The sequence below is a fragment of the Albidovulum sp. genome, from assembly GCF_049646345.1.
Lineage (GTDB): Bacteria > Pseudomonadota > Alphaproteobacteria > Rhodobacterales > Rhodobacteraceae > Albidovulum.
Genome location: NZ_JBARVQ010000741.1, coordinates 1 through 1982, shown reverse-complemented (window position 1 = coordinate 1982; position 1982 = coordinate 1). Strand labels below are relative to the sequence as shown.

Here is a 1982-nt window from a genome sequence, read left to right as displayed (position 1 = left end):
CCTCGGACCCGGAGCCCGCATAGAAGACATGGTTCAGATCGCCCGGCGCCAGTTCGGCGATCTTTGCGGCCAGGGCTATGGCGGGGACGTGCGAGGTCTGGAAGAAGGTGTTGTAGTAGCACAGCTCCTCCATCTGCCGCGCGGCGACCTCGGCCAGATCCTTGCGGCCATAGCCGAGATTGACGCACCAGAGACCGGCCATGCCGTCGAGAATCTCCTGCCCTTCGCTATCGGTCAGATAGACGCCCTTGCCACGCGTGATGATGCGCGCGCCCTTTTTGGCCAACGCCGCATCCTCGGGGAAGGGATGCATGTGATGGGCTGCATCGAGCGCCTGAAGCTCTTTCGTGGGCAAGTGATTGGTGATCTGGGGCATCGCGGAACCTGTGATGTCTGGGCCTGTGGGGCGGGTGTCGCAGCGGGAAGACGTCACCACGCGTAACGTATTCCGACTGTCTTTGGGTCTCAGGATATGATCAAAATGGCGTTTGTCAACCAGATTTGATCAAATTTAATCAGCAGCCAGAGAAAGCCTGACCTGACTGATTCCCTGTTCGATGTCCTCGCGGATCGCGGTCGCGATGCCATCCGCATCGCCCGCCCGCATCGCGGCCAATGCCTCATCATGGCGGTCGGGAAGATTCGATGTGCCATAGCGTCCGCAGACGACGCGCAGTGACGGGCCGAAGCGCAACCACAGCATCTGCGCCAGCGACAGAAGGATAGGGGCCCCTGCATGTTCGTAGAGAGCGAAGTGGAAGCGGAAATTGTTCAGAAGATAGCGGTGAACATCACCGGTCGCGATTGCGTCATTGATATCCGCGTCGATACGGGTCAGCCGGGTGATGTCGCCTGACGACAGGTTCTCGGCCGCCATGAAGGCCAGCTTGGGTTCAATGGTCAGGCGCGCGAAGGCCAGTTCATCCAGTTGCGACGCGGTCATCTGCGGCACGCAGACCCGGCGGTTGCCCTGCAGATCCAGCGCGCCTTCAGCCGTCAGTTTGCGAATGGCCTCGCGCACCGGGGTCATGCCGGCCTCAAGCGTCGCGGTCAGCCCCTGAATCGTGACCGGTTGGCCGGGCGCAAGCTGACCAAACAGAATCATGTCGCGCAACCGGCAGTAGGTCACTTCATGGGTGGGCACCTTACGAGGAGATTCGTCGGCGTCACGAAGGTTTTTCATCCATGCTCCTTCTAGGGGGCTGCGCGGAATTCCGTTTCTGTCATAATAAGTTGGACATTGCGAAAATGCCATGTTGATTTGAGTCGCAAAATTTGATCAAAATGGAGCGGCAAGAAGGCAAAGACCTGACCGGCAGCCCCGAAGGCTGCCGATTCCAACAGACCCAGGAGGTACTATGAAGTTTACGGGGATGACGATTGCGGCGCTGATGGTCGCAGGTATGGCAGGTGCCGAAGAGGTCCACGTCTACAACTGGTCGGACTATATCGACGAGGAACTGCTGACAAAGTTCGAGGAAGAAACCGGGATCGACCTGATCTACGACGTGTTCGATTCGAACGAGATCCTTGAAACCAAACTGCTCGCCGGCGGGTCCGGCTATGATGTGGTGGTGCCGTCGGGCACGTTCCTCTCGCGGCAGATTGAGGCCGGCGCGTTCCAGAAGCTCGACAAGTCGGCGCTGCCGAATCTGGCGAATATGTGGGACGCAATTGCCGAGCGGACCGAGAAATACGATCCGGACAACGAATACTCCATCAACTATATGTGGGGATCGACCGGGATCGGCGTGAACATCAACAAGGTCAAGGAAGTGCTTGGCGAAGATGCGCCGGTCGGCTCGCTCGCGTTGATCTTCGATCCGGCGAATATGGAAAAACTCGCCTCGTGTGGTGTGCACATGCTGGATGCCCCGGCCGAGATCATTCCGGCCGCGCTCACCTATATTGGTGAAGACTCTGACGCGCAGGATGCCGAGACCATCGAAAAGGCCGAGCCGGTTCTGGCCGCGATCGCACCC

The 1982-nt window shown here is 59.0% G+C and carries 3 protein-coding genes; 1 reads left to right on the top strand and 2 read right to left on the bottom strand.

Annotated elements, in window-relative coordinates; genetic code table 11:
- Both WBB85_RS19435 and WBB85_RS19430 read right to left on the bottom strand, forming a co-directional pair.
- Positions 1 to 376, bottom strand: a 376-nt coding sequence (locus WBB85_RS19435) for an aminotransferase class III-fold pyridoxal phosphate-dependent enzyme (protein ID WP_432640241.1), incomplete at its 3' end; no start/stop codon positions are given.
- 135 nt (positions 377 to 511) lie between these two features.
- Positions 512 to 1183 (bottom strand): GntR family transcriptional regulator, encoded by a 672-nt coding sequence (locus WBB85_RS19430; RefSeq protein WP_432640240.1) that lies wholly within the window; start codon positions 1181 to 1183, stop codon positions 512 to 514.
- Positions 1184 to 1358: 175 nt separating this feature from the next.
- On the opposite strand from WBB85_RS19430, the gene WBB85_RS19425 reads away from it, so the two are divergent.
- A partial coding sequence (locus WBB85_RS19425) for an extracellular solute-binding protein (RefSeq protein ID WP_432640239.1) occupies positions 1359 to 1982 on the top strand: 624 nt, incomplete at its 3' end.